General features: G+C 42.2%; 24 protein-coding genes. 18 read left to right on the top strand and 6 right to left on the bottom strand.

What is annotated here, in order from left to right; all coding sequences use genetic code 11:
- Positions 1 to 4 precede the first annotated feature (4 nt).
- The 3 genes from cydS (at position 5) to EJP82_RS18395 (ending at position 3,024) form a co-directional block, all read left to right on the top strand.
- Positions 5 to 106, top strand: coding sequence for a cytochrome bd oxidase small subunit CydS family protein (gene cydS / locus EJP82_RS28895; RefSeq protein WP_370877739.1), 102 nt, complete (start codon positions 5 to 7; stop codon positions 104 to 106).
- Between the two features lie 123 nt (positions 107 to 229).
- Positions 230 to 1,168, top strand: coding sequence for an MBL fold metallo-hydrolase (locus EJP82_RS18400; RefSeq protein ID WP_127193545.1), 939 nt, complete (start codon positions 230 to 232; stop codon positions 1,166 to 1,168).
- A gap of 230 nt (positions 1,169 to 1,398) precedes the next feature.
- The gene (locus EJP82_RS18395; protein ID WP_127193544.1) at positions 1,399 to 3,024 is read left to right on the top strand and encodes an ABC-F family ATP-binding cassette domain-containing protein; all 1,626 of its coding nucleotides are present in this window, start codon (positions 1,399 to 1,401) and stop codon (positions 3,022 to 3,024) included.
- Between the two features lie 74 nt (positions 3,025 to 3,098).
- On the opposite strand, the gene EJP82_RS18390 is transcribed toward EJP82_RS18395, so the two are convergent.
- A complete protein-coding gene (locus EJP82_RS18390; protein WP_127193543.1) occupies positions 3,099 to 3,287 on the bottom strand; it encodes a hypothetical protein in 189 nt (62 codons plus the stop codon).
- 200 nt (positions 3,288 to 3,487) lie between these two features.
- Between EJP82_RS18390 and EJP82_RS18385 the strand changes: the two genes are divergently transcribed.
- Positions 3,488 to 4,366, top strand: a complete 879-nt coding sequence (locus EJP82_RS18385; RefSeq protein ID WP_170220227.1) for a cation diffusion facilitator family transporter — start codon at positions 3,488 to 3,490, stop codon at positions 4,364 to 4,366.
- Positions 4,367 to 4,645: 279 nt separating this feature from the next.
- Positions 4,646 to 5,671, top strand: coding sequence for a C40 family peptidase (locus EJP82_RS18380; protein WP_127193542.1), 1,026 nt, complete (start codon positions 4,646 to 4,648; stop codon positions 5,669 to 5,671).
- 91 nt (positions 5,672 to 5,762) lie between these two features.
- On the opposite strand, the gene EJP82_RS18375 is transcribed toward EJP82_RS18380, so the two are convergent.
- Positions 5,763 to 6,089 (bottom strand): hypothetical protein, encoded by a 327-nt coding sequence (locus tag EJP82_RS18375; RefSeq protein ID WP_127193541.1) that lies wholly within the window; start codon positions 6,087 to 6,089, stop codon positions 5,763 to 5,765.
- A 111-nt stretch (positions 6,090 to 6,200) separates the two neighbouring features.
- Between EJP82_RS18375 and EJP82_RS18370 the strand changes: the two genes are divergently transcribed.
- Entirely contained in the window at positions 6,201 to 6,770 is a 570-nt protein-coding gene (locus EJP82_RS18370; protein WP_148125752.1) for a hypothetical protein, read from the top strand.
- Positions 6,771 to 6,850: 80 nt separating this feature from the next.
- Here EJP82_RS18370 and EJP82_RS18365 read toward each other — a convergent pair whose 3' ends face one another.
- On the bottom strand, positions 6,851 to 7,015 hold the full coding sequence (locus EJP82_RS18365) for a DUF1328 domain-containing protein (RefSeq protein WP_127193539.1): 165 nt from the start codon (positions 7,013 to 7,015) through the stop codon (positions 6,851 to 6,853).
- Positions 7,016 to 7,277: 262 nt separating this feature from the next.
- On the opposite strand from EJP82_RS18365, the gene EJP82_RS18360 reads away from it, so the two are divergent.
- The 10 genes from EJP82_RS18360 (at position 7,278) to EJP82_RS18315 (ending at position 18,065) form a co-directional block, all read left to right on the top strand.
- A complete protein-coding gene (locus EJP82_RS18360) occupies positions 7,278 to 7,784 on the top strand; it encodes a DUF948 domain-containing protein (protein ID WP_127193538.1) in 507 nt (168 codons plus the stop codon).
- Positions 7,785 to 7,884: 100 nt separating this feature from the next.
- Positions 7,885 to 8,427 carry a hypothetical protein gene (locus tag EJP82_RS18355; RefSeq protein WP_127193537.1) on the top strand — a complete coding sequence of 181 codons (543 nt, stop codon included), beginning with the start codon at positions 7,885 to 7,887 and terminating at the stop codon, positions 8,425 to 8,427.
- A gap of 78 nt (positions 8,428 to 8,505) precedes the next feature.
- Entirely contained in the window at positions 8,506 to 8,841 is a 336-nt protein-coding gene (locus tag EJP82_RS18350; RefSeq protein WP_370877737.1) for a YflT domain-containing protein, read from the top strand.
- Between the two features lie 166 nt (positions 8,842 to 9,007).
- Positions 9,008 to 10,183 carry a SpoIIE family protein phosphatase gene (locus EJP82_RS18345; RefSeq protein ID WP_127193535.1) on the top strand — a complete coding sequence of 392 codons (1,176 nt, stop codon included), beginning with the start codon at positions 9,008 to 9,010 and terminating at the stop codon, positions 10,181 to 10,183.
- Complete coding sequence (locus EJP82_RS18340) at positions 10,180 to 13,845, top strand: response regulator (RefSeq protein ID WP_127193534.1); 3,666 nt, start codon at positions 10,180 to 10,182, stop codon at positions 13,843 to 13,845. Before EJP82_RS18345 ends, EJP82_RS18340 begins: the two co-directional genes overlap by 4 nt.
- A gap of 52 nt (positions 13,846 to 13,897) precedes the next feature.
- A complete protein-coding gene (locus tag EJP82_RS18335) occupies positions 13,898 to 14,761 on the top strand; it encodes a CheR family methyltransferase (RefSeq protein ID WP_127193533.1) in 864 nt (287 codons plus the stop codon).
- Between the two features lie 9 nt (positions 14,762 to 14,770).
- Positions 14,771 to 16,405, top strand: coding sequence for a response regulator (locus EJP82_RS18330; RefSeq protein WP_127193532.1), 1,635 nt, complete (start codon positions 14,771 to 14,773; stop codon positions 16,403 to 16,405).
- Positions 16,406 to 16,487: 82 nt separating this feature from the next.
- Entirely contained in the window at positions 16,488 to 16,814 is a 327-nt protein-coding gene (locus EJP82_RS18325; RefSeq protein WP_127193531.1) for an STAS domain-containing protein, read from the top strand.
- Between the two features lie 28 nt (positions 16,815 to 16,842).
- Positions 16,843 to 17,295, top strand: coding sequence for an anti-sigma B factor RsbW (rsbW, locus tag EJP82_RS18320; protein WP_127193530.1), 453 nt, complete (start codon positions 16,843 to 16,845; stop codon positions 17,293 to 17,295).
- Entirely contained in the window at positions 17,292 to 18,065 is a 774-nt protein-coding gene (locus EJP82_RS18315; protein WP_127193529.1) for a sigma-70 family RNA polymerase sigma factor, read from the top strand. The genes rsbW and EJP82_RS18315 overlap by 4 nt, the downstream gene beginning before the upstream one ends.
- A gap of 73 nt (positions 18,066 to 18,138) precedes the next feature.
- On the opposite strand, the gene EJP82_RS18310 is transcribed toward EJP82_RS18315, so the two are convergent.
- Together EJP82_RS18310 and EJP82_RS18305 are read right to left on the bottom strand one after the other, a co-directional pair.
- Complete coding sequence (locus tag EJP82_RS18310) at positions 18,139 to 18,459, bottom strand: DUF5665 domain-containing protein (RefSeq protein WP_127193528.1); 321 nt, start codon at positions 18,457 to 18,459, stop codon at positions 18,139 to 18,141.
- A gap of 150 nt (positions 18,460 to 18,609) precedes the next feature.
- Positions 18,610 to 19,017: a YtxH domain-containing protein gene (locus EJP82_RS18305; RefSeq protein ID WP_127193527.1), complete on the bottom strand. Its 408-nt coding sequence runs from the start codon at positions 19,015 to 19,017 to the stop codon at positions 18,610 to 18,612.
- Between the two features lie 217 nt (positions 19,018 to 19,234).
- Here EJP82_RS18305 and EJP82_RS18300 point away from each other — a divergent pair, with 217 nt between their 5' ends.
- Positions 19,235 to 20,242 (top strand): asparaginase, encoded by a 1,008-nt coding sequence (locus EJP82_RS18300; protein ID WP_127193526.1) that lies wholly within the window; start codon positions 19,235 to 19,237, stop codon positions 20,240 to 20,242.
- A 95-nt stretch (positions 20,243 to 20,337) separates the two neighbouring features.
- Positions 20,338 to 21,057, top strand: coding sequence for a pirin family protein (locus tag EJP82_RS18295; RefSeq protein WP_127193525.1), 720 nt, complete (start codon positions 20,338 to 20,340; stop codon positions 21,055 to 21,057).
- Positions 21,058 to 21,163: 106 nt separating this feature from the next.
- Here EJP82_RS18295 and EJP82_RS18290 read toward each other — a convergent pair whose 3' ends face one another.
- Positions 21,164 to 21,391, bottom strand: coding sequence for a DUF1128 domain-containing protein (locus tag EJP82_RS18290; protein WP_127193524.1), 228 nt, complete (start codon positions 21,389 to 21,391; stop codon positions 21,164 to 21,166).
- Positions 21,392 to 21,453 lie beyond the last annotated feature (62 nt).

Below are 21,453 nucleotides of genomic sequence, written 5' to 3'. Positions count from 1 at the left end.
GATAATGGAACATTTTATTATTATGGTGGCTCCCCAATTGGTAATTGCGGGTGCAGTTTTATTTCTGTTTCTATATGGTTATAAGTATAATGATCCTTCTGATTGATTAGAAAGTTTGGAATTGCCTGCTATCTGATTTAAAATAGAATAAACTAAACTTTAGGGAAAAATTTTGCAGTGTGAATAACCACATTTAAAGAATAGGGATGAAGGGGAGGAGACCTTGGGTTTGCGAAAAAAACGCTATAACAACATGGATAACGTCGGTACTGACAATACATTAAAACAGTTCAAGCAATGGCGGGAAGAACGACGCAATAAGAACAAAGATTATTCGTATGTCATTCCCAATTCACCTCCCTTGCTTGATTATCTACGGGATAACCGGGAAGAGACTTCAATCACTTGGATTGGTCATTCTACATTTTTCATTCAGTATGAAGGATTGAATATTGTGACTGATCCGGTTTGGGCAGGCCGAATGGGCTTTCAGCGAAGATTGGGTACGCCTGGTATTCCTATTGGGGAAATTCCCAAGATTGATATTATTCTGATTTCACATTCGCACTATGATCATATGCATATGTCCTCGATCCGTAGGCTTTATAGTGAAGACACAACGCTAATTGTACCTATGGGTCTTAGGCGGAAATTGGCTCGTAAAGGCTTCCGCCAGATCCAAGAGCTGAGTTGGTGGGAGGATCTTACTATCGGTAATGTAAAAATATCGTTCGTACCAACGCAACATTGGACACGCCGAACATTATTCGATACGAACACCTCTCATTGGGGCGGATTTGTGCTAGAACCGGCTGAAGGAAAAGAGTCCCAAGTCGTTTATTTTGCAGGAGATAGTGGCTATTTCAAAGGGTTTACGGACATTGGAGAGCGATTTGAGATCGATGTTGCATTATTGCCTATTGGGGCTTACGAACCTGAATGGTTTATGACTTCCCAACATACGACACCAGAAGAAGCGCTCCAAGCATTTCTTGATGTGAAGGGTAAGCTGATGATCCCGATGCATTATGGCACCTTTCGATTGGCTGATGATACGGCGAGGGAAGCACTCGAACGGCTTGAGGCAGAGCGTCAACGTCTAGACATACCAGCCGACTCCATTAAAATATTGCTACATGGGGAGACGCTTCGTTTCCCTCAGAGCTAGAATCGTAATAACGGAATGGCGTGCGTTACTTTGCTGACAGCCTCTCTGAATGAGGTGATTAGGTCTTTTTTAGCAAAGTAGGGCCGCCGAATTCCGTTATTTTTTATGTTTTAATATGCCTTAATTTATCCTAATAGGTGGTCTAAGTTGTCCTCGGTAGCGTCTATACCGATTTGTGTTATAATATTGAGTTAGTAGTGTGATAAAAAATAAAGGATGGTAATGCCTAAATGATTAGTACAACTGGTGTAACGCTCCGCTATGGAAAACGGGCACTTTTCGAAGATGTAAATATAAAATTTACGCCCGGTAACTGTTATGGTTTAATTGGCGCAAATGGAGCAGGAAAGTCTACCTTCATCAAAATTCTGTCCGGCGAGATAGAGCCCAATCAGGGTGAAGTACACATGACTCCAGGCGAACGGATGGCTGTACTCAAACAGAATCACTATGAGTATGATGATTTCTTCCCTGTGGAGACGGTAATCATGGGTCACTCACGGCTATACTCGATTATGAAAGAGAAGGACGCTTTGTATGCCAAGGCGGATTTCACTGAAGAGGATGGAATGCGCGCTGGGGAGCTTGAAGGTGAATTTGCAGAGCTGAACGGTTGGGACGCAGAACCGGATGCAGCAGCGCTTTTGATCGGACTCGGTATTCCACGTGAACTACATGATAAGAAAATGGGAGAACTTAGTGGTAACGAAAAGGTTCGTATCCTCTTGGCACAGGCTCTCTTTGGTCGTCCACACAACTTGCTGCTGGATGAGCCTACCAACCATTTGGACCTTGAATCTATTCAATGGCTCGAGAACTTCCTTATGGATTATGAGGGTACTGTTATTGTAGTATCCCATGATCGTCACTTCTTGAATAAAGTGTGTACGCACATTGCGGATATCGACTTCGGCAAAATACAGATGTATGTCGGCAACTACGACTTCTGGTATGAGTCTAGCCAATTAGCTCTGACACTGCAACGTGATGTTAACAAGAAGAAGGAAGAGAAAATTAAAGAGCTTCAAGCCTTTATCCAACGGTTCTCAGCGAATGCTTCGAAATCGAAGCAAGCGACTTCCCGTAAGAAGCAATTGGATAAGATTACACTTGATGATCTGCGTCCTTCTAGCCGGAAGTATCCGTTCTTGAACTTCAAAGCGGAGCGTGAAGCGGGCAAGCAATTGCTTACGGTTGATAGTCTTACAAAGAGCATCAAAGAAGAAAAGCTGCTAGAAAATGTAAGCTTTGTTGTTAATAAAGGCGATAAAATTGCTTTTGTTGGACCGAATGGTGCTCCGAAGTCGTTGTTATTCCAAATTCTTATGGGTGAGCAAGAAGCCGATGCTGGTGAATTCAGCTGGGGCGTAACAACCTCGCAGGCTTATTTCCCGAAAGACAATAGTAATTATTTCGATGGCGTAGATTTGAACCTTGTCGAGTGGTTGCGTCAATATTCAACGGATCAAGATGAGACTTTCTTACGTGGCTTCCTAGGGCGGATGTTATTCTCTGGAGAAGAGGCTCTCAAGAAGGCAAGTGTGCTATCTGGGGGCGAGAAGGTACGTTGTATGCTGGCGAAGATGATGTTAAACGGCGCCAACGTGCTGTTGTTTGATGAACCAACGAATCACTTGGACTTGGAGTCGATCACGGCACTCAATAACGGATTGATTGATTTCGATGGAACGATTTTGTTCACATCCCATGACCATCAGTTCATCCAAACGATCGCAAACCGTATTATTGAAATTACACCGAACGGGGTTATTGACCGTAATATGTCGTATGACGAATATCTGGAGAGCGAAGAGGTACAGAAATTGCGCGAATCCATGTATCCAGAAGAGGCGTAATTATATAAACCATAACGAACAAGCCGCACAGCCCTTAAAGGCAAGTGCGGCTTGTTTATTTGGAATGCGGGTTCTTATGACCCGCCGGTCCGGCGGCGTTGGTTATTTGGCTTTTTGTTATTCTGAGTTTTGAGCGCCTTGGTTTGATGGTTTTCCGCCGTTCCTGGTTTGTTCCCAGAAGCTTGTTGTTGTTTCTTCTGTTGAAGCTTTTGACGCATTGCTTCGGCTAGATCAATTTTGCGTGGTTCATTTGTTTCTGTCATTCATATCATCTCCTCATAATAGAAAACGGGGGTATCCTTATATTATACGTTTTTAAATGAGTGGACAACGGGAATAATGAATAAGGCTGCTTTAGCCTTGTGCAAAACTGTTTCTCTAGACCCACAAGCTCTACATTTGCTAAGATGATAAAACGATTTTAATTCTCTTGTCGTGGGAGAAAGATTTGGAGGTGCGGATTATGGACATATACGAAGACATACGCAAAGGGGAGCGCGGCGCGTGGGTCAGCATCATAGCTTACATACTGTTATCCGCATTTAAACTGTTTTGTGGTTATTTGTTTGCATCGAGCGCTTTGCAGGCGGACGGATTTAATAACTTGACTGATATCGTCGCTTCGGTGGCTGTACTGATCGGTTTGCGGATTTCCCAGAAGCCACCGGATTCAGATCATACCTATGGGCATTTCCGGGCAGAGACTATTGCAGCACTGATCGCCTCATTTATTATGGCTATGGTTGGTATACAGGTGGTTGTCGATGCTGTCCGTTCACTGTTTGAGGGTCAGAAGGGTCAGCCTGATGTACGTTCTGCGATAGTAGCTTTGATCTGTGCTGCTGCAATGTGGGGAGTGTACATATTCAATCGGAGATTGGCTACCCAGATCAACAGTCAAGCATTGATGGCTGCTGCAAAGGATAATTTATCAGATGCCCTGGTCAGCGTAGGAGCGGCTGTAGGGATTATTGGAGCTCAGTTTGGCTTACCGTGGCTTGATATAGTGGCGGCTATTGCTGTCGGTGTGCTTATTTGTAAGACGGCATGGGATATCTTTCGTGAATCGACACACCGCTTAAGTGATGGCTTTGATGAGAAAGAGCTGGGTGATTTGCGGGGTTCTATTGCCCGTATTAAAGGCGTGGAAGGTATTAGGGATCTGAAGGCCCGTATTCACGGCAATCGTGTACTCGTTGATGTTATCATTGAGGTTGATCCCCAATTGACGGTTATGGAGAGTCATCATATCAGCGATTTAGTGGAAGAACGGATGAGACGTAACCAGAAGAATGTGATGAATGTTCACGTTCATGTGGAACCTAAATTAGAGGATAGCTAATAGTGAAGTGATAGAAAAGGTCGTCAGAGATTTATTCTGACGGCCTTTTTTCCATGCCAAGATTCCTGTAGATTTAGCCAAATATAGTAAAAGTGGGTAATAAGTCTTGAAAAATATTCTTGATTAACAGGTAGATAGTCCTAAATATACATAATAACACGAAATATGACGGATTTAGACATTCTTCGACAAGGGATATAATGGTGACTAGTCCAATCTAAGGAGGAAAGATACAATAATCACCTAAATACACTGAGAAACAACAACAGGAGGACATCTATGAAGCGCAGCATGGCAATTCTTTTGTTAAGTGCAATAATTCTTACTTCTTATACAGCAGCTCCGAAGACGACTTCAGCGGCGAGTTCATCAGCCCAGAAGGTCGTAAGTGGTCACATTAATAGCGGGGTAAATCTCCGTGATAAGCCTTCCACTTCAGGAAATATTATTAGTTCATTGAAGAAAGATTCGGATGTTGTTGTACTGGAACGTAGTAACGATTATTTCTATAAGGTACAGACTTCTCAAGGACAAATAGGTTATGTAAGTTCTGCAGAGAAATATATAAGTGTGAGTGGATCGGGTACGGCGCCTGGTGGATCTGGATCAGGTGTTGGACAGGCTTGGACTGGACTTGTGATCTATGGAGTTAATTTTCGGGATCAACCGTCTACATCAGGGAAGATTGTTACTCTATTGAAGAAGGGAACTTCCTTAACGATCTTGGAGAAAACAAACTCCGCCTTTTATAAAGTGAAGACAGAAAATGGCAAAGTGGGATATGTTAGCTCATCCGATAAATATATGACAGTGAGTGGGGGAACGCAGGTACCTACGCCTAATCCTACTCCATCAGAAAGTGTAAATAAACAAGTGGAACTTGTCATCAAGGCAGGCATGAAGTATTTGGGAACTCCCTACGAGTATGGTTCGGACAGAAATACGACACTCACGTTTGACTGTTCTGATTTTGTAAGACAAGCCTTCAAAGATGCACTGAATTTAGTTCTTCCTGCAGATTCGCGAGGGCAGGGGACTTGGGTTAAAAATAATAGCAAGGCCGTTTATAGCACCAAGGATTTAAAACGAGGAGATCTGATGTTCTTTATGAGTTACAAAGGTTCCTCCGCTTCTGCTTATGCAGGAGTTAACAAAGCTACAGAGCGAATTACGCATGTGGGCATTTATCTAGGTGACGGGCAAATTCTCCAGACCTACTCAACTAAATCTGGGGGAGTAAGGACTGACAAATTAGATGGCGCATGGGTTCACCGCTTCTTGTATGGTGGAAGTGTAGTCAAATAATTAAGTATAATGTAAAAGGCTCTGCGGAGGAGGATTATATCCTACATCCGCAGAGCCTTTTTTGTAGAACGTATCATTACTATGTTATAAGTTAGTTATAGGTAAATACGTAATTTGGATAGTAAATCCAAGCTGTGCCGAGCCATGTATAAATTTCTACCCAGTCGTCAATAACTCGTCCGGATAATTGCACCTCTTGAGGAGAGATTGCTCCCCATTGGTTGCCGTTAGGGTTATCATAGAAAAAAGTTTTCTCCAGTAGATCAATTGGATTAGGTGCGATGATCGCATCCACTGCTTTTACAATGGGCTCGTCCAGGTTCAATTCAATAGGAGTTACATCATCATTCGCCGATACGGCGGTTGCGAAGGCAGCACTCATAATTACGGATGCGGTAATAATAGCAAATCTTTTCATAGTTTATTCCTCCCTCAATCTAATAGGTGTTGAATGTGTATAATTGTAAATAAACAGAATGAAGGATAAAGAATCATGTTCTAGAAAATTAATGTAAAAAGGGGGAAGATGATGAAGGGCTTATTTCGCTTTAGTATGTTTCTGATTTTAATACTCATAGTGCTAACTGCAGGGGTCTTATACATCCGCCCAACTCAGCCGCTAGATATGAGCTATAAGGATATTGTATGGAAAGACAAGCTAATTGAAATGGTGGAGACACGTCAACCTGAAATTACACTTACAAATACAGATCTGAACAATTTGGCCAAAATGGGAATCGCCAAGGCTTTGGAGGAGAAAGACATTCCCGTTTCAATAACAGGAGCTGAATTTCGATTTGAAGGAAATAATGTAAGTGTAGATTTCAATGCGAAATGGGGATTCCTTACTGCAGGTGGGACGGCAAAATTTCAGATGGAGTACAGTGAAGGCAAGCTTCGGTTATCGCCGGTTTCTCTTTTTGTTAAGCAAATACCAATCTCTCCGGATAAATTAGGTCTTGTTCCGATGGATATTGATCTAGCAACGTACCTTCCAAGTATTATCCATATAAGCCAGGTGGATTTCGAAGATAGGTATATAAAAGTGAGAATCTCGGCTGATTGGATGGCAATTCTACAATATTTACAGACATTATAAACAAAGAAAAGGCTACCGTTCTCCCTCGAGAGCGATAGCCTTTTCTTCAGTTCTAACCTTATTCTTATCTCTTTGGCAAGTTAAAGCGACCTTCTTCTACCGGTTATCAATGAGACAACAAATAGGATGAGGAAAATAAAGAATAGTACTTTGGCGATGGAAGCGGCGGCCGCTACCAGGTTAAAGAAACCAAAGATACCTGCGATCAGAGCTATCACCAGAAAGATTGCTGACCATTTTAACATGATAATCACCCCTCTTTCATAGTAAATTAATGTATAGTGGAGCTATGAAGTGATGATGCAGGGTATAGGGGGATGTCTAAGTGGAAGGCATCTGCGACCGCTGCACCATCGCTTGTAGTTGTAATTAACCGAGTCATTCCAGATTGAAACAGAGTTGTTTTGAACTGTTGTATGGGATGAACTGCGGGATTGTTTCGAGCGTAGGGCCACAGGGTAACTTAGAAGTACCGAATACATGGAAAACGGAAAGAGAGGGAAGTGTATGATCTGGGAATTAAGTCTTGCACTCATTGCTGTAGCTTTTGTTGCACTGGTTATTTTCCTAATTAAAACATTGGTAGCAGCGGAGAAGTCACTAGATAAGACAACGCAAACGCTACAAGACGTCCAGAAAACAATTGACGAACTCAGTTATGAAGTGAAACAGGTAGTAAGACAGGTGAACGATATCACCGGGGACGTACAACATAAGATGAAACAAATCGACCCTGTACTTGAATCGGTTAAAAATGTAGGCGAAGTCTTAAGCGAAGTAACACTTGCTACAAAACAAGTTTCAACGTCAGTGATTGAGAAATTTAAGAAACCATCGAAACGAACGGAAAGTAATCATGCCCCTGTACCGGTTGTCGCAGCACAGATACCGAACAACCCGACTACACCAAATGAAGTCCCAAGTCTTCCGAAATCTGACCCCGCTAAGAAACAACCGGATTGGATAAAGGTAGTTGATGTTGCAGCCGTGATATGGCAGAAATACCGCGCATAAATGGCTTCGATAGGTATAAGCAAGCTTAGAAGATAGTGTCCGCACGGGGGCGGCAAAGAGTATTCGGGATAACTGTAAATTTCCAGAGAGGGTGAGAATCATGCTAAATGTACTGTTTCTTCTACTTGGATTATTTTATCCCTTTACCCATACAAACTCAGTTGCTGTAGATGAAATTCCACAGTCCACGGTGAAACTTGCTATATGGCAATCGCCGTCTCCAACTCTATCTTCAGAAATTGAGGGCAAAGGGAGCCAGGTTATGGATTCGCTTGAGTCCATGGGTGACATTTCCTTGAATGATGATCGTCATGATCTGCTAGAAAAGAAGGGCAAACCATATTCCGTAGACACGGATCCTTATACGAGGTATACAGAATATCGATACGACGATATAACTGTAGGATTGTATGATGATCTTGTCTATTATGTACACGCTGATGGAGATCCAGAGAAGATCAAGATTAATGGAGTCTGGGTAACTTTACAGGAGGAATCACTGCTTCAGGTGTTGGGTGAACCTGACTTTTTGGCGGAAGATGGGGACGTATATACTCGTGGCCTAGCTGCTCTTAAAATATATCGCGATCCATCCTCTAGAGAAATATCAGGAGTAGATTTGTTCGACGATAGTGTGTCCTAGTTTGATTCAGATCCTTGTTGTGTGGGTAATAGAAAGTAGCAACATAACAAAGAATCTCATGACTAGGAGTGAATGAATATGAACTCAAAATCATATGTAAAAGTGGTGCAAAATGGTTTGCAGGCTGTGGAAGCGGTAGGGGAGCTTCGCGCTAGCGGGTATCTTACCGAACAAATTTTCGTCCTTGCTCATAATCAAGATCAAACGGAGCGTATTGCTGAAACTGCGAATGCAGATGAGATTGGTATTAAGGAAGAAGGGATCTTTGACGCCATCGCTAATCTCTTCCGTTCTCGAGGGGATGAGCTAAGGGCCAAAATCGTCTCGCTTGGTTTCACTGAGATGGAAGCGGCGTTTTATGAGAAAGAGTTAGATCATGGGAAAGTACTTGTAATCGCTCGGCAGTTACCTTAAATGACATGTTCGATATGTAGACTAATGAATACATTCAAAAACATAGATAAGGAATGGGAGAAGTCTAACCCATTCCTTATCTATGTTTTTGAAAAAGCACACTTTTACAATATGTTATAGTTAAAAGAGGTTATATGTAAATTTGATACAAACTAGGAGATAAACTATGAAAATTCTAATCGTTGATGATAATCACACCAATACTTTAATCATTAGGGAAATATTAAAAAAAGAGAAACATAAAAACATGTACTCCGCATCTTCGGCAAAGGAGATGTTTGAAAGACTGGGTGTTACTAATCCTGGTCAAGATCAAGAATCAGCACCAAAGTCCAGTGATATTGATCTCATTTTACTTGATATGATGATGCCTGAAATGGACGGTATTGAAGCATGCCGTCTTATTCAGCAGTACGATAGTTTGAGGGATATTCCGATCATTATGGTTACAGCCGTAGGTGATTCCAAGAAGCTTGCTGAGGCTTTGGATGCAGGCGCTGTTGATTATGTGACGAAACCGATCAATAAAGTTGAGCTTATGGCTAGAATTCGCCTTGCCCTCCGATTGAAGAGAGAGAAGGACTGGCATAAGGAGCGGGATCAGCGGATTCAAAGTGAATTAAGACTCGCTGCTTTGGTTCAGAATGCTGTATTAAGTGCCCCGATTGTAGATCCTCTTGTCCAAATTGATGCGCTCTACAAACCTTCGTTTGAATTAGCTGGTGACTTATACTCGTGGTATCCACTAGGAGATGGCCGATACGGTGTCATTCTACTAGATATCATGGGACATGGTATTTCCTCATCTCTATTCTGTATGTTTATTGCATCTATGTTGAAAGAGACGGTATATACATATGTTGAACCGGAGAAGGTTATTCAGGAATTGAATCGGCGGTTCAATCAATTGTGTATTGAAGATCAATTGATTCAGTATTACTTCACCGCTATTTATCTAGTAGTGGATACTAGTTCGAAGAAAATAGATTATGTTAATGCAGGGCATCCCCCAGGGTTATTCTTTCACGAAGATGGTTCCGTGATAAAGCTGAATACTGTATGTCCACCAGTCGGACTATTTGATAAAATTGAAGCCGTGACTCAGACCTTTTTCTATGAAGGAGATGGACATCTCGTGCTATATACAGACGGATTATTAGAGACTTTACCAGGAAATCAGGAGGAACAGATTCAACTTCTGGAGGATGCACTTCACGGAAATCATGAGATGGACAAACCCAAAATGCAGACGTTGTTTTTTGATGAAGGACCTGCTCAGGAGCGGGAAGATGATAAATGTCTGGTATGGATTTCACTTAAAGAGCGGGGAGATATAGCATGAAAATAAAAAATAAGCTAGTCATTGGTTTTAGTTCCCTGATGGTCATTATGTTGGTGATGACTTTTACCGCTTATGACAGACTAACGTATATGAACGATCAGTTGGATAGCCTCTATAGCAATCGCTATATGAAAATTAAAAATTCCACGAGTCTGCGCGGAGAGATTAATGATTCAGCTCGTATTATAACTAATGTGTTACAAGTTCAGAACCAAGACTATTTTGATAAAGAGTGGGCTCGATTAGAAAGTAAGAATGAAATGGCTACAAGTCTTTTAGCTACTATAAAAAGTGAAGTTAATACTATGGAAGAACGAAAAATGCTTGCATCTATCGAGGAGGCGAATCAGGAATTTTTAAATTATCAGAAACGCGTGTTGAACTATTTATCCACTGGGGATTACCAAGGTGCTAATGCATATCGTATTTCGATAGGCCAGGAGACTCAGGATAATTTACTCGATATCTTAAATGAAATGAAGCAATATCAAGATCTTCAAATTGATGAGGATATTAATCAGGCTAAACAAGCCTATAAGGAATCCATTCAAGTGATGATCGTCATTATTTGTGCAGGACTTTTATTAGGACTAACTATCATACTGTGGGTGATTCCGAGTATTGGTCGTGGATTAAACACAGTCAACCTTATGATGAAGCATTTTGGGAAAAGTCAGTTTGATGAAATCCAAAGGATTACTATTCCAACTACGGATGAAGTGGGGGATGTTGCTCGCGTCTTTCAAGAGATGTCCGAAGATCTTCAGGAGAAACGGGAGCTGGAGGGGAACTTCATACAACAGCAGAAGGATCGGACCTGGCTCAATGCAAATATGGCGCGTATCACGGAATTGTTCCACGGAATTAATTCACTAGAGCAAGTATCGCAATTATTCATAAGTGAGTTTACCCCTGTGCTTGGTGGAAGATTTGGAGCGATTTATATTCGGAGGGAAGAGAATAATCCGGAGTATTTAGACCTTGTAGGATCTTATGCTAAAGACGGAGATATGAAATTACGCGAAGTTTTCAAAATGGGTGAAGGCTTGATCGGACAGGCAGCATTGGATAGGAAATCGATCTCTCTAAGCAAGGTTCCTGATGATTATTTATCAATACGTTCTGGTTTGGGAGAAGCTCAGCCTTCTCATGTTCTAATATATCCTATTGTTTTTGAGGATGAATTGCTTGGCGTAATTGAACTTGCCAATTTTGATCATTTCACACCGCTTGAGGAAGAGTTACTGGAGGATTTGACCTACAGTCTAGGTATCATACTTAACAATATTTCTGGACGACTTCGTGTAGAAGAGCTGCTGCGCGAGTCGCAGGCATTGACTGAGGAACTTCAAGTGCAATCGGAAGAACTTCAGAGTCAACAGGATGATTTACGCCGCTCCAATGAGAACCTTGAGAAACAGACCAGTGCGCTCCGGCGTTCTGAAGACTTACTGCAGCAGCAACAGGAAGAGTTAGAACATTTCAATACGGAGCTGATTGCTAGGACCCGTGCAATGGAAGAACAGGTGCTAGCGGTAGAAGAAAAGAATAAGGAGATTGAGAAGACTAAGGGAGAATTGGAACGGCATGCAACCCAGCTTGCTGTGACGAGCAAATATAAGTCTCAATTCTTGGCGAATATGTCACATGAACTTCGTACTCCGCTGAATAGTCTCCTGATCCTATCGCAGTTACTCTCTGAGAACAAGGAAGAGAATCTGACAATGAAGCAGGTTGAATATGCACATACGATTCATATGTCGGGTGGCGACCTACTTAGGATGATCGATGAAATTCTAGATTTATCAAAGGTGGACGCCGGTAAGATGGAGATCAACCGTGAAACTGTTCGTGTGCAAGAACTTCAGGAGTTTGTTGAACAGAACTTTAGACCTGTAGCTGAGAGCAAACATATTGGACTAAGTATTGCGATAGAAGAGGCTGTACCGTTAGAAATTGTGACAGATGGCCATCGAGTGAAGCAAATACTCCGTAATTTGCTCTCAAATGCGTTCAAATTTACTTCTGAAGGGGAAGTGACCTTCGTTGTGAGGGAGGCGTTACCAGAAGAAGTACCTATTTATTTAGATCGTTCTCGAGAGTATTTGGCATTGAGTGTGGAGGACTCTGGAATTGGCATACCTCTAAATAAAGTCGATTTGGTATTTGAGGCATTTCAGCAGGTGGACGGTACAACTAGCCGGAAGTACGGCGGAACTGGGCTTGGCCTGTCTATCAGTAGGGAGATTTCCGCTTTACTTGGTGGGGGCATTAGCTTGAATTCAACGGAAGGTCAGGGGAGCAATTTCGTACTGTATCTTCCCAAGGAAGCTAACTCCACTATGTTCATTGCCGACGAACAAGTTGCAGCTACCCGTCCTATGCATTCCTCGGCATTCGATCAAGAAGTTTCACTTCAAGTAGCTGAGCATATGCCTTTGTCTGTGGTAGAACCCGTAGAAGATGATCGAGAGAATATTGTCCCTGGAGACAAAGTGATGCTTATCATTGAAGACGATATACACTTTGTCAAAATTCTAGTTGAAATGTCGCGAGAGCACGAGTTCAAGACAGTGGTCGCCATACAGGGAGATAAGGGCTTGCAGCTAGCTCGGCAGTATTTACCGGATGCAATCATCTTGGATATTCAGCTGCCTGTGATGGATGGCTGGTCCATTTTAAACGAGTTGAAGAGTCATGAAGAAACTCGTCATATTCCGGTACATGTTATTTCAGTTGTGGATGACGCGAAGCAGGGGCTAAGAATGGGAGCCATCGCTTTCTTACGTAAGCCGTCTTCGAGAGAACAGCTTGAGGGTGCTTTCTCTTATATCGAATCTTACACTAAGCAGGATCTCAAGCAATTGTTAGTGGTGGAAGACGATGAAATCCAGCGCAACTCTATTATCGAACTGATCGGTCATGACGATGTGGTCATTACAGCCGTACCGACCGGTGGAGAGGCGCTACAGCAATTACGTCAGAAGCATTACGATTGTATGGTGCTTGATTTAATGCTAAAGGACATGACGGGCTTTGAGTTGTTAGATCAGATTCGTGATGATGAAAGCTTAAACGATCTACCAATTATTATTTACACGGGTAAAGAGTTAAATTGTACGGAAGAGACCACGTTACGTAAGTACGCTGAATCCATCATTATCAAAGATGTTAAATCACCAGAGCGTTTGCTGGATGAGACGACACTCTTCCTACACCGAGTGGTAGGAAATCTTCCGGCTGAAAAACGTCAGATTTTACAAAAACTTCATAATAAGGAAGAATTGTTCGAAGGTAAGAAGATACTGTTGGTCGATGATGATGTGCGAAATGTATTTGCTCTGTCAAGCGTACTAGAGGCTTACCAAATGAATGTGGTCTATGCTGAGAACGGAAGAGAGGCACTTGAGAAGTTGGAGGAAGCAGGGGATATTGACCTGATTCTGATGGATATGATGATGCCGGAAATGGATGGATACGAGGCGATGACTCGTATTCGTCAAATGGACAAATTTCGCAAGCTGCCTATTATCGCTCTGACGGCTAAGGCGATGAAGGAAGACCGATCTAAATGTATTGAAGCTGGGGCATCTGATTACGTGAAGAAGCCAATCCAGAGTGATCAATTGCTCTCATTAATGCGTGTATGGTTGTATTCATAAACCGCATTATGGGGTAATGGTTATTAATTTTGAGGCAATTGGAGCTGAATCGATGACACCTAATGTATACACAAACTTAGAAGAGAACGATGAGAATCAAAGCGAGCGTGAGATGATTGAGATGGAACTTCTGCTTGAGGGGATTCATCGCATGTACGGGTACGATTTCCGGAATTATGCACTCCCCTCTCTCCGGAGGCGGATTTGGCATCATATCTACGCCGAACAATTAAATAGTATTTCTGGACTTCAAGAGAAGGTGCTACATGAGCGGGCGAGCTTTGATCGCTTAGTCTATAATTTATCCATTCCGGTTACTGAGATGTTCCGCGATCCGAATATGTTCCGGACATTTCGTGAGAAGATTATCCCATTGCTACGGACTTTCCCTTATATTCGTATTTGGCATGCGGGCTGTTCGACTGGGGAAGAGGTTTTCTCGATGGCGATTTTATTACATGAAGAAGGATTGTATGATAGATCACGAATTTATGCTACCGATATGAATGATAGATCATTAAAAATTGCTAAAGAGGGTATTGTCGGAGTCCAGAAGATGGAGTCATACAATCAAAACTATATTGAGGCGGGGGGGACAGGCTCCCTGTCAGATTATTATACAGCGAAGTACAATTCGGTGATCTTTCAGCCTTTTCTGCGTAAGAACATTATTTTTGCAGAGCATAATTTGGCAACGGATCGTTCTTTTAACGAGTTTAACGTTATTTTTTGCCGAAACGTGATGATTTACTTTGATGATACCTTACGTAAACGGGTTCATAACCTGCTTTATGATAGTTTGAGTCACTTTGGCGTTCTAGTTCTGGGTTCTAAAGAATCCACTCAATTTACAGGTTATGAGGATTGTTATGAGACATTAGATCAACGTGAAAAAATATATCGAAAAATCAAGTAGGAGGTTTCCGTGATGGTTGAAGAACCGATTGCCATCTTATTGGTGGATGACCGACCCGAGAACTTGATGGCTTTAGAAGCGGTGCTGGAGAGCCAGCAATATGACCTAATCAAAGCTAATTCAGGAGAAGAGGCTTTGAGACAGCTATTAAGGAAGGATTTTGCTGTCATCGTACTTGATGTACAAATGCCAGGAATAAACGGGATTGAAACGGCTAAATTGATCAAAGCTCGCGATAAAACCAAGGATATTCCGATTATCTTCATCTCGGCCAACAGCAAGGATGTTGAACACTTGTTTGCAGGATATTCAGCGGGTGGTATTGATTACATGGTGAAGCCTTTTATCCCTCAAATTTTGAGATCCAAAATCGAAGGCTTTGTTAATATGTACATTACGAATCAACGGCACAAAACTCAGAGCTTGCTGCTCCAACAGAAAACCCTGGAGCTTGAACGCATTAATCAGGAGCTTCTGCAAGCCAAAAATGTTGCTGAAATTGCCGCCAAGGCGAAGACTGAATTTCTAGCGATGATGAGTCATGAAATTCGGACGCCGATGAATGGGGTCATCGGAATGATTGATCTATTATTAGAGACGGAGCTTCAAGGTGAACAGAAGGAGTATGCAGAGATCATTCATAATAGTGCAGGTACATTGGTCACCGTAATTAATGATATTCTCGACTTCACGAAGATGGAATCAGGCAAGATGGAACTGGAAGAAAGTCCGTTTGATCTTAGGTTAGGGATTCAAGAAGTGTTTCACCTGTTCTCTATGGATGAGAAACGCAAAGGGTTAGAGATGCTGTATTTCATCGAGGAGAACATTCCTACTGTTCTTTACGGGGATATGAGTAGGTTACGACAGGTGTTGATTAATCTGATCGCAAATGCGATTAAGTTTACCGATCAAGGTGGCGTTTATTTAGTAGTTTCTTCTCAAGTAGATGAGGATAATAATCTAGTATTGGAGTTTACTGTTAAAGATACAGGAATAGGTATTGCTCACGACAAAATAGATCGATTGTTTAAACCGTTCTCACAATTGGATTCTTCTATGACACGGAAATATGGAGGAACGGGTCTGGGTCTAGCTATTTGTCAAACACTTGTACACATGATGGGTGGAACCATCAGAGTCGAGCCGATGGAAGAGCAAGGAGCTACCTTTGTCTTTGACATTACTGTTCGTCAGTATGAAGAAGTGGAGGAAACGCTCCCTACTTCAACACAATTGTTACCAACCAATATATCTGTGGTTACTGAACGGATATTGGTGGTAGATGATCACCACATCAATCAGCGACTGATGGTAAGTATGCTGCGTAAGCTTGGGTATCACTGTGATATAGCGGAGGATGGAAAACAAGCGGTCGAGATGGTTCAGAATAGCGAAGGTTATGATTTTATCTTCATGGATCTACAAATGCCAGTGATGGATGGGCTAGAAGCTACGCTGCGGATTAGAGAAGGGGAAGAGAATGAAGAGAAAGCGAAGATTATTGCGATGACAGCGAATGTAATGGATGGAATCAAGAGCAAGTGTCTACTTACGGGTATGGATGATTATATAAGTAAGCCCATCCAACTCAGCTCACTCAAGAATATTTTGGGAAAATATATTGCTACTCCCCTAAGATAGTATTTTCTAAGAAACATATGTTTCAAAGGTTGTTCAACGGGGTTATGTATATAAAGAAAACAAATTTCAGGAGAGATTACCTATGAATACAAATAAAAATGTGAAGTTCGTCGCAACGCCGCAATTGAAGAATGGTACATGCACCGTGTTTTTGCGTGGGGAGTTCGATCTATCAGTAGCTCCCGACTTTCGTGAATTGATTGAGCCATTTGTTGGGGACGATAAAGTTAATTTGGTATTGAACCTGAAAGAACTGACTTACATCGATAGTACCGGGATTGGAATTTTATTGTCTATTCTTAAGGTAAGAAATGGTATGGAGGCAAATTTCCTTGTACAGGAAGTGCCGGATCAGATTCAAAAGTTATTTGATATGACAGGGATCGCTAAATTTTTTGCTGCACAATAGAATTCCCAATAGGAAGGATCGAGAAAGAATGAAAGACGAAGTACAAAGAGTAGTCATTAGTTTGCCCGCAACAGCAGAATACGTAGATATCGTTAGATTAAATTTATATGGGATAGCCTCAAAGATGGGTTTTACATATGAAGAGATTGAAGATATGAAAGTAGCTGTATCCGAAGCTTGTAATAACTCGGTCCTCTATGCATATAAGCAGGGGCAAGGAGTTATGGAAGTTACTTTTGAAGTGGTTGCCGAGGTATTGTCCATTACGGTCAGAGACAACGGGGAGAGTTTTGAGTCGTGGGGTGAGGCAGGTGAACGAGTTACGATGCATGATAAGGAGTTGGATGATGTTCAAGTTGGTGGACTTGGCTTCTATCTCATGCAGGCGCTTATGGATGACGTAAGTGTCGTAAACGAAGCTGGGCAAGGGACAAAGGTGATTATGACCCGCCGGCTGATGAAGACTGAGGAAACGGTATGAGCGATAGGTTGACTCCCCCCGAGTCGTTAGAGAAATCTACCCGTCTGATTAGGGAATATCAGGAGACAGAAGATAAAGAACTTGCCACGATTCTAATTCAGAAATATGAGCCCATGGTCAAAATGGCAGCAAGTAAAATATCACGTAACCGACCTGATCTGTATGAGGATCTGTATCAAGTTGGCCAAATGGGGCTACTTCGATTGCTTAAACAGTATAATATGGAGCTAGGCATTCCATTTGAGCCTTATGCTATGAAAAGTATGATTGGACATATGAAGAACTATCTGCGGGACAAGTCATGGTATATCCAGGTGCCTCGAAGAATCAAGGAAAAGGGCGCTCTTGTGCAGCAGGCGATCGACGAGTTGACCGTCAAATTGGAACGTTCCCCCGACGTGAAAGAGATCGCGTATTTTTTAGATCTTTCGGTGGAGGAAACGGTCGAAGTGCTCGCCGGACGTGAATGCTATCACTACGTTTCACTGGATTCTCCATTGTCCCAAGATGAAAGTGCAGCAACGCTTGGCGAATTGATTAGCTCGGAGGCTAACGATTATGACGAGGTTGAGAAGAGGATGGATCTTCAGCAAGCGTTGAACCAGTTGAAAGAGCAGGAACAAGAGGTGTTGCTGCTTGCATTCCAGGATGGTGAATCTCAACGATCCATCGCCCAGAAGCTTGGTGTGTCCCAAATGAGTGTCTCTCGTATCCAGAAGAGGGCAACGGAGAAGCTCAAGTTGATCATGTCCAATCTAAATTCATTGTGAATACGAATAGAACAACCTGAAGCTTATTATGAGCTTCAGGTTTTTTTGTGGTTAATATGAGGTTGTTTTTATATTAAGGCTTGCTTTTGATATAATCTTGCAAAGTCTTAATATAATCTCCGACCATGGGCAGATCGACAAACAGCGTAAGTAGCCAACCGAGTAGGCCTAGTACGACGAAGGTACCTACACTAAGCCCGAGACCACGTGATAACCCAGCCATGAAGTTTGTAAATAATCGCTTTTTTGGATCGGCATAATTTTCGATAATGTCTTTGAATTCCGCCTTCTCTAATAGGTGAGAAATGCTGTCCAACCGACTATTTAAACGTTTCACCTCATGCCTTAATTCGAAAGGATGTTCCTTTGGATCATATGATTTTAAAGGTTCCAAATGCTTACCTCCTAATTATGTAGTGTCAGATTTCTAGGATAACAAATAGCCAGCCCAAGAGAAGAGCTGGCTATTGTAACTGGGAGAACTATAAGAGGAATAAATCCTCTGAGTTCATGTTGATCTCTGTGATCTCTGCTGTCATGTGCATCAACCCAAACTTTTTTTCACATCATCTGCAACGTTATCTGAAGCTTTTTTTGCTTCTTTACTCATTTCAGATGTAGCTTGCTTTACATCATTAGCTACATCAGCAGAAGCTTGCTTTACACTGGACAGAATGTCTCCAGCACCCGAACTCACTGTTTTTGCAAGGTCGGTTGTTGTAGCTGTTACGTCTTTTGCCAAGTCTGCAGTTTTTTCTCCAACAGTGTAGGCTATTTCTTTGGACTTGTCTGTGACAGTACTAACTTTATCCGCTATGTCACCGCGTAATTCACGACCTGGTTTGGGTGCATAAAGTAATGCCGCCGCTGCACCAAGTAATCCCCCAATGAGCAGGCCTTTGGTGAATGTTGAACCACTTTGTACTGGACAATCCGTTTCTGTTTTATTCATGATCAATCACTCCTTATATGTGATAATTCTGGTTCTTTTGTTTGTCTTGCTTACTTCTATATAAACGAGTAGGATACGTGCTGAAACATCGATGCAAATTACTGAAGAAAGAAAAAGTATTTCTTATGTTGTATCAATAGCCATATAAAGGGTACTGTACTATACTGTAGTGATGGAAATAGTAGTGATGGAACTAAGGCAGAGGAGAGAGAGAATAATGGATACATTATTGATACAAGAATTCCGTGCGGGGCTGTTAGAATGTGTTCATCGCGGTCATATAAGTATAGTGAATGAAGAGGGACGGGTAGTTAAATATGCTGGAGATCCACATTACGTAGCTTTTACCCGTTCATCTGCCAAGCCTATTCAAGCGATACCGGGGATCCGTGCGGGAATTGTAGAATCATTTGGTTTAACTACAGCCGAAGTAGCGGTCATGGCCGCTTCTCATCGGGCGGAAGAAGAGCATGTTGCGACATTAAACTCTTTGATCTCAAAAATAGGTGTAGAAGAGGAAGAGTTGGTATGTGCACCAAGCTTACCTCTAGACAGAAACTCGAGGGAAAAATTACTCCGTAACGGAGGAGGGCGCAGGCGGCTGTATCACAACTGTGCGGGTAAACACTTAGGGGTATTAGCTTACTGTAAGATGATGGGCTATCCTTTAGATGGTTATGATGACCCTACTCATCCGGTCCAACAAGAAATTGTGAATACACTTGCTGAGTTGAGTGAGCTCCAAGTTGAGAATATTGGCCGCGGGGTAGATGGATGCGGATTTCCTGTGTTTGCTCTACCATTGTCCGCACTTGCAACTGCGTATATGAAGCTGGCTTGTCCTGATAAGATTGCTGATCCGGCAACCGCCAAGGCAGTGAGAACGATAACAGCCACAATGAATCAATATCCTCATTTAGTAGCTGGACGCGGTAAAGTGGACTCCATTATATTGGAAGACCCTAATATTATCGCCAAAGGTGGTTTCAAGGGGGTATATGCTTTTGCTCTGCGGAAGGAACGCTTGGGTATTACCTTCAAGGTGTCAGACGGCTCCGAGGAGGAATGGGGAATGATCGTTCTGGAAATTCTGCAGCAGCTTGGTTATGAGAACCAAGAAACGATACAGAAGTTACGAGAGGTGTTCTCTACTCCGATAACAAATGATGCTGGTCGGGAAGTCGGGCATGCCACAGCATCCTTTTCTTTAGAGGAATGGGCCTAACTGCTGAAGAGAAATTATTTGATTAATACTTATGAGATGAGGGTAAGAAATAATCAAATAACGGAAAGCATCTGTAGAAAGTGAGGAGAACTACTATGATTAAAGTGGTCGCATCGGAAGAGCGTCATACTTCCTGTAAAGGTCCTATTCATAGCGAACTCAGCTTTTCCTTTTCAGATTATGACGATCCGAGTAACACTCACTTCGGCTGCCTGTTGGCTCTTAACGACAATATTGTAGCACCTGGTGAAGGTATTAAGGCACACCCCCATCATGATTTAGAGATCGTTACTTATGTAGTATCGGGGACGCTTCGACACGGGGATGATAGGGGAAATACGCAAGATTTAGAGACTGGATCTCTTCAAGTGATGAGTGCGGGGACAGGAATCTCACATTCCGAGAGTAATCCCTCAGAGCATCATCCAGTTCGTTTCATACAAATGTGGTTTCTTCCATCACAGAGGGATCTGCTTCCAGCTTGGGACAGTCGTTCCTACTCACAGGAAGAGCGAATGGGAGAACTGAAGCCGCTTGTCTCAGGCAAGGTAAATGATAATAGCTTGAGGCTGAATCAGGACATAAATATATATGTACCGATTTTGGAATCGGGCAAAGAGTTGAACATTGCCGGGTGTGGAAAGCGGCGTACTCATTTATTCCTCTTATCAGGACATGTAGATTTACATGCTGAAACCCAGAAATTCTCTCTTAATCCTGGGGATACGGCTAGAATCAAAAACACAGATGATTTAATCATTCGTAGTACAGGTTCAGGTGAATCAGCAGAAATAATCATTATCGACTTACCCTAATTTCCTAAGGTTTAGATAATAAAATCACGCTAAAGAGTCCAGCTATGAAGGTAAGTGCCTCCATAAGCTGGACTCTTTTTTTGATGAGTTTAGTAGACATAATCTTTTATTTACTACGTAGCTTTCCAAGTTCCATAGCTAGAGCTTCCACTTCGGAAATGCTGAGTCTTTCTTTGCTCATGACGATATCATACACATCGAAAATATCATCGTACTGATCCACATTAAAGGCGGAGGCTAACATTGCAGCTCCAGTGGCCATTCTTAACTTCGTTTTGATTTCTTCGATCATATATTCAACGTTTTCTTGAGTTTTTTGCGACAGATCCTTCATAAATTTCATCCTTTCTTCAATAGACATTAATATGTATTGTATCACGTCAAGACAGTGTAAAC

The organism is Paenibacillus anaericanus (assembly GCF_003994475.1).
GTDB lineage: Bacteria > Bacillota > Bacilli > Paenibacillales > Paenibacillaceae > Fontibacillus > Fontibacillus anaericanus.
The sequence above is the reverse complement of the archived record's forward strand: the minus strand, read 5'-3'. Positions and strand labels throughout refer to the sequence as shown.